The following is a 6,259-nucleotide window of genomic DNA, read 5'->3' on the forward strand; positions in this document are numbered from 1 at the left end:
GATTCCCATCCGGGGAAATGCATCAAATTGATGCACTATCCTGACATAGCTCTGCCACGGAGTTCAATGGAATTATCAGGTGTATTTCTTGGGAGAGGTGTTGCTCATCCCAACGACTGTTGGGACACATCTTCGCGTATGGTTTCTAGACTACCCATTGGATCAACATCCCAGCCATTGTGGTAAAGGGCGCGATGGAAGCACTAAGCTTAATGCTGCGTGTCACCCGCCAAGTCTCCCCGCTGTCACCTGTCCCCACCTCCCAAACGCAAAAAACCGGCACTAGGCCGGCTCTTGGTTTCACGAGTAGGGACAAGTCGTGAAACAACCATCTCAGAAAAAGGGACAATTCCTGAAATTAGCTCTGTGGCACCGCTGCGTATGCAACGACTTCACACAACATCTCTTCACGTGCCAGACCAGCAACGATCATCGCTGCGCGGTTTGGATACGGTGCTTCGAAGTATTCTGCGTATACCTTGTTGAAAACAGGCAACTGAGAACGGTCGGTTACGTAGATCAGGACCTGTGTCACATCATCCATGGTCAGCTCAGCGGCTTCGATGGTGTGCTTGAAGTTGTCCATTGTCTGACGCGCCTGAGCTTCGATACCGCCCTCGACTACGTTACCTTCAGCATCGATAGGAATCTGTGCGGTAGACAGGGTACCGTTAGCGATGATCGCCCATTCCAGTGGCGCTTTAGATGCGAAAAGTTCGGTCTTAACTGCTTTTTTCATAGGAGTGTTCAACGTTTATCTAACAATAAAAAGAAGGAATGAATCATCTATCGCAGCCGCCTGCCCCGTCAGGGCACTTGGTGCAGCTGCGATAGGTTGAGAGTCAGGCGCTAATTACAGGCCCTGCTCTTTTGCCATTTTGTTGGCGATCTGCGGTGCAGTCCAAAGGGATGGCAGCAGTACCAGAGATACCGGAACAGCGGTCACAACAATGAAGGACTGTAGCGCTGAGATACCACCGGAACCGATGGAGATCAGCAGTGCAGCCATCACACCCATCATGATGCCCCAGAACACACGTACACCAGACTGCGGGTGATCGGTACCGGTCATTACCATGGATACCGCGTAGGTCATGGAGTCACCGGTGGTCGCAACAAAGATCGTCGTCAGGATCAGGAACAGTACAGAGATCAGGAAGCCCATCGGCAGCTGTTCAGTGATCGCCAAGAGTGCAGCTGGCAGGTTAAAGCCAGTGAACGGCTCGGAGATAACACCCGGGTTAGCCAGTTCGAAAGACAGACCCGCACCACCTACGATGGTGAACCAGAAGCAGGTGATGATCGGTGCAACAACGGAGATCAGCAGGACCATTTCACGGATTGTGCGACCACGGGAGATACGCGCTACGAACATCGCCATCAGCGGGCCGTAACCCAGGAACCAACCCCAGAAGAACACAGTCCACCAGTCCAACCAGCCCGTATTTGCACGGAAAGTTGCCATCGGGATGAACTCTTTAACGTAGATACCGAAAGAGTGCAGGTAACCGTCGATGATGAAGGCGGTTGGGCCAAACACCAGAATGAATGCCATCAGACCAACCGCCAGAATGACGTTGGCACGACTCAGAATCTGGATACCACGGTTAACACCGCTTACAGCAGACAGCGTGTAGATACCGATCAGGCCGATGAGAATCGCTACCTGAGTGCCGTAGGTATTCGGGATACCAAACAGTTTTTCCAGACCAAAGCTCACCTGCAGACCCAGGAAGCCAATCGGACCGACCGTACCGGCAACAACGGCCAATACACAGCTGGAATCAACAATCGCACCCAGCGGGCCTTTCATGACGCGGTCACCAAATACCGGGTACAGCAGTGTACGCGGCTTCAGCGGCAGGCCTTTTTCATAGTGCAGGTACATGAAGACGATACCTGTCAGGCTGCCCAGAATCGCCCATGCCAGGAAACCCCAGTGCATGAAGCTCTGTGCCAGCGCGTTATACGCCGCCTGTGCAGTACCAGTTTCAGCACCTTCACCCGCAAACAACGGCGGAGGAGACGTGAAATGAGCCATTGGTTCAGCAGCCGCCCAGAACACACCACCACCAGCAAGTAAGGTACACATGATGATGGAGATCCACTGGAAGGTAGAGATCTCAGGTGTTTTGATACCACCCAGAACAACCGCACCGGTGCGGCCAACAGCCAGAAACAGGCCGATAATAAAGGTCAGCAGCAACAGAATCTGCCAGTATGCGCCAAACATCTTCGTCGAAGAGGCGAACGCAGTGTTTACCCAACCGGACACCAGTTCGATGTCGTACAGAGCAAACGCGGCGAACAGCGCGAGCACACCTCCACTGATCAGGAAGACGGGAAGATCCACCCCTGCCAGCAGTGATTTTTTGTCTGGCATCTGCAGCTCCTGATTAGAAGTCGGTGCCTGTGTCGTTGTATTCATATTAGTCTCCTGACGGGGCTCTTATATTTATGATTTCTCAGTCAGAGTGCTTCGGAACCCACACAGCTATCCGGTGCACCAGAGATGCTGTGTGGTTTTCCATTCGAATGTAGTGCGTGTTTCAGGGTTGGATTAGCGCTGTGGCCTCAGTGCGTCATCCAGATAGTTCACCCAGTTCAGGCCCATCACCTTAGCCACATCCTCATCACTGAAACCGCGTGCTTGCAGTCCCGCTGTGATGTTTGGAAAATCCCGGCTGTCACGGAACCATGACAGTGGGCTTGGCCAGTCCGCATTGGACTTGGAACCTTCACCGTAATCTTTCTCTTTCGACCAACGTCCGTTTCGCATCCATTCGAGGACAGACAGTGGCTGGTCCTGACACAGGTCAGTCCCGATGCCGATATGATCTATGCCCATCAGGTCAGCCGTGCTGGCCACCATGTCGCAGAAATCATCCAGCGTGCAATCTGATCCGTTCTTCAGGTGGAACGGATAAAGACTGAAGCCCAACAGGCCGCCAGACTCACCCAATGCCTTCAGCACCGTGTCAGACTTGTTACGTTTCGCCGCGTGGAAGCTGGTTGGATTCGCGTGGGAGATCACAATCGGACGTTCCGACAGCTCAATCGCATCCAGCGTGCTACGTTCGCCGCTGTGGCTCATGTCCACAACCATACCAACGCGGTTCATCTCTTGAATCACCTGTTTACCGAAGCGGGTAACACCACTGTCTTCCGCTTCGTAACAACCGCAGGCCAACAGGCTCTGGTTGTTGTAGGTGAGCTGCATGATCATCAGGTTCAGCTCGCGCATCACCTCGACCATGCCGATGTCATCTTCGATCGGCGAGCAGTTCTGCGCGCCGAACATGATGCCTACTTTGCCCAACTCTTTCGCCAGACGGATATCCGCCGTGCTCTTGATGGGCATGATCAGATCGCTGTTGTATTCGAAGTGACGGTTCCACTCCGCAATACGCAGCAAGGTCTCGCGAATCTGCTCGTGGTATACGATGGTGACATGCACCATCGTTACCCCACCTTCGCGCAGCTGTTCGAAGATCTGACGGTTCCAGTTGGAGTACTGGAGACCGTCGACAACGATCAGGTCTTTATGCAGATTTTGGTTCATAGGCCTGCTCCGGTTACGCACGGATGTAGGTGGTTTTCACAACGGTGTAGAACTCTTTCGCGTACGTGCCCTGTTCGCGTGGACCAAAGCTGGAATCTTTACGACCGCCAAACGGTACGTGGTAATCAGTACCCGCTGTTGGCAGGTTCACCATTGCACAACCGGTTTTCGCACGACGTTTAAAGTCAGTTGCGTACTTCAGGGATTCTGTGCAGATACCGCCAGTCAGACCGAAGTTGGTGTCGTTCAGAGTCGCCAGTGCTTCTTCGTAGTCTTTAACCTTGATGATGCACGCGATTGGCGCGAACGCTTCTTCACGGTTGATCGTCATGTCGTTGGTGGTTTCTGTGAACAGAGCTGGCTGCATGTAGTAGCCTTCTTTCTCTTCGTTCAGTACTTCACCGCCGCAGATCAGGTTGCCGCCTTCTTTCTTAGCCAGCTCTAGATATTCCAGGTTCTGTTCCATCTGACGCGCGTCAGCAACAGCACCGATGTGAACGCCTTCTTTCAGCGGATGACCGACAACCAGTTTCTGCATGCGAGCAACCATCGCTTCAACGAAACGATCATGGATGCCTTCAGTCACGATCAAACGGGAAGACGCGGTACATTTCTGACCGGTACCACCGAATGCACCACCCACCGCACACTCAACAGCATTATCCAGATCCGCATCATCCAGAACGATCAGCGCGTTCTTGCTGCCCATTTCCAGCTGACACTTAACCAGATTCACTGCGGTAGCGGCTGCCACTTTACGACCCGTTTCAAGAGAACCGGTGAACGTCAGTGCGTTGATGTCGCGGGAATTGATCATCACGTCACCCACCTGAGAGCCAGGGCCCATTACCAGGTTGAACGTGCCAGCAGGCAGACCCTGACGGGAGATTATCTCAGTCAGTGCCCATGCAGATGCAGGGACCTGGTTTGCAGGTTTCCAAACAACCGCGTTACCGAATGCCAGTGCTGGAGCAATTTTCCAAGCGCCGGTTGCAGTCGGGAAGTTCCACGGAGTGATGATGCCAACAACACCAACAGGCTCACGGCGTGTTTCGATTTCAACACCCGGACGTACAGAGTCGGCTGTTTCACCCATCTGACGCAGGACTTCAGCCGCGTAGTAATGGAAGAACTGACCTGAGCGGTAAGTTTCACCCACGCCTTCAGCCAATGTTTTACCTTCTTCACGTGCCAGGATCTCACCCAGCTCGTCTTTACGGGCGATCAGCTCGTCACCGATAGCCATCAGCACAGAGTAGCGCTGTTCCAGACCACTCTTCTGCCATTCTTCCTGACCCTGGATGGCAGCAGCAATTGCTGCTTCAGTCTGCGCTTTATCAGCCTGCGCGTAGTGACCAATGACGTCGCTGGTGTCGGCCGGGCTGATGTTTGCCACGGTACCGGAACCTTCTACCCACTCACCTGCGATGTAATTACGAAAAACTGATTCAGACATGTTTACCTCCACAAAGTTGATGGATTCATCTTATGGTGCATGTTTTAATAATAAAAATTAATAAATAATATTTGGTGATAAGGTTTATTTATCGCCAGACGTAACAACATGAAATTACGCATATTCAGGAGAGAGTCGCCATGTTGCCTGAACTGAAAATCGCCCAGCTGAGACACTTCGTATGGGTTGCTGAGTTAAAGGGATTTCATGCCGCAGCCGAAAAAGCGCATCGCACCCAGCCCGCGATCTCGTTATCGATTAAGGATCTGGAGAACAAACTGGGGGAATCCCTGTTTGAGAAGCGAAACGCAAAAGCGGCCAATGCGGAACTGACCCCTTTCGGTAAACACTTTATGCCGCAGGCGAAAGAACTGATCGCCCATCATGACCGCATTGCGCAAGACATGACGTTGATGGCTAATCACAAAACCGGTCACCTGCGTCTGGCGTCCGTGCCCTCTATTGCGAGCCGTATGTTGCCGGAGATCCTTTCCAAATTTATCGAGAACGCCCCTGACCTGCATATCAGCTTCTATGACGATAATGCGGGTGCCGTCCTCAATATGGTGGAAAACCAGCAGGTGGATTTTGGTATCGCCAGTTTGTGGCACGCGCATGAGCACAGCGACAAAACCTTTACACCGATATGGGAAGACCAGATTGGCGTGGTATGCCGTGTTGATCATCCGTTGGCGCGTCGCAAAACATTGCATTGGGAAACACTGCGCGAACACCGCCTGATCAGTAACGGTACGTCTCGCCTGTTGCAGGATACCGAAGCGGAACCTTTGCTGGGCGATTCGCAGTTTTATATCTCCAACATGATCTCGCTCGTCGCGATGCTGGAAGCGGGTATGGGTATCACCACCCTGCCGTGGTTTGCGTTTCCTGAAGAAAGCACCAAGCTGAAGTTCATCCCGCTGACCTCTCCTAGCGTGATCCGGCAGATCGGTATCGTGCAGATGAGTAACAAATCGCTCACACCCGCAGCGGACTCATTGGTGAAGTTTATTTTGGAGCACGCTCAACAGTCGGAGCAAGCCGATTGATTTGACCGATAGATGTTGGGAATCGCGTTGCTCGTCCCAACCTACACAGTCCCAATCTCCAGAACTCCCGTAGGTTGATGAGATGGTCTCCTCCCATCCTACGGCGTCACAATGCGCCAAGATAGAAGTATAAATATCACTATCTGATGGATGCATAGGAGGAGACCATGATTAAGCCTAGTGTGATTGGAC

Annotated in this window: 5 protein-coding genes; 1 reads left to right on the plus strand and 4 read right to left on the minus strand. The window is 52.6% G+C overall.

Features of this window, described 5'->3' with window-relative positions:
- Nucleotides 1–358: 358 nt before the first annotated feature.
- From ABYW01_RS11510 to ABYW01_RS11525, 4 genes are all read right to left on the minus strand, one after another.
- Nucleotides 359–739, minus strand: coding sequence for a RidA family protein (locus tag ABYW01_RS11510; RefSeq protein ID WP_193953188.1), 381 nt, complete (start codon nucleotides 737–739; stop codon nucleotides 359–361).
- Between the two features lie 114 nt (nucleotides 740–853).
- On the minus strand, nucleotides 854–2,428 hold the full coding sequence (locus tag ABYW01_RS11515; protein ID WP_372832835.1) for a BCCT family transporter: 1,575 nt from the start codon (nucleotides 2,426–2,428) through the stop codon (nucleotides 854–856).
- Nucleotides 2,429–2,560: 132 nt separating this feature from the next.
- Nucleotides 2,561–3,562 (minus strand): dipeptidase, encoded by a 1,002-nt coding sequence (locus ABYW01_RS11520; protein WP_372832836.1) that lies wholly within the window; start codon nucleotides 3,560–3,562, stop codon nucleotides 2,561–2,563.
- Between the two features lie 13 nt (nucleotides 3,563–3,575).
- The gene (locus ABYW01_RS11525; RefSeq protein ID WP_372832838.1) at nucleotides 3,576–5,018 is read right to left on the minus strand and encodes an aldehyde dehydrogenase family protein; all 1,443 of its coding nucleotides are present in this window, start codon (nucleotides 5,016–5,018) and stop codon (nucleotides 3,576–3,578) included.
- A gap of 140 nt (nucleotides 5,019–5,158) precedes the next feature.
- On the opposite strand from ABYW01_RS11525, the gene ABYW01_RS11530 reads away from it, so the two are divergent.
- Complete coding sequence (locus ABYW01_RS11530; protein ID WP_372832840.1) at nucleotides 5,159–6,067, plus strand: LysR family transcriptional regulator; 909 nt, start codon at nucleotides 5,159–5,161, stop codon at nucleotides 6,065–6,067.
- The last annotated feature ends 192 nt before the right edge of the window (nucleotides 6,068–6,259 follow it).

The sequence above is a fragment of the Pontibacterium sp. genome (assembly GCF_041587635.1).
Lineage (GTDB): Bacteria > Pseudomonadota > Gammaproteobacteria > Pseudomonadales > Balneatricaceae > Pontibacterium.

What these genes read in the sequence shown, in the direction of transcription:
- ABYW01_RS11520 (WP_372832836.1), bottom strand. Translation starts at nt 3,562, where the DNA reads ATGAACCAAAATCTGCATAAAGACCTGATCGTTGTCGACGGTCTCCAG.
- ABYW01_RS11515 (WP_372832835.1), bottom strand. Translation starts at nt 2,428, where the DNA reads ATGAATACAACGACACAGGCACCGACTTCTAATCAGGAGCTGCAGATG.
- ABYW01_RS11530 (WP_372832840.1), top strand. Translation starts at nt 5,159, where the DNA reads ATGTTGCCTGAACTGAAAATCGCCCAGCTGAGACACTTCGTATGGGTT.
- ABYW01_RS11525 (WP_372832838.1), bottom strand. Translation starts at nt 5,018, where the DNA reads ATGTCTGAATCAGTTTTTCGTAATTACATCGCAGGTGAGTGGGTAGAA.
- ABYW01_RS11510 (WP_193953188.1), bottom strand. Translation starts at nt 739, where the DNA reads ATGAAAAAAGCAGTTAAGACCGAACTTTTCGCATCTAAAGCGCCACTG.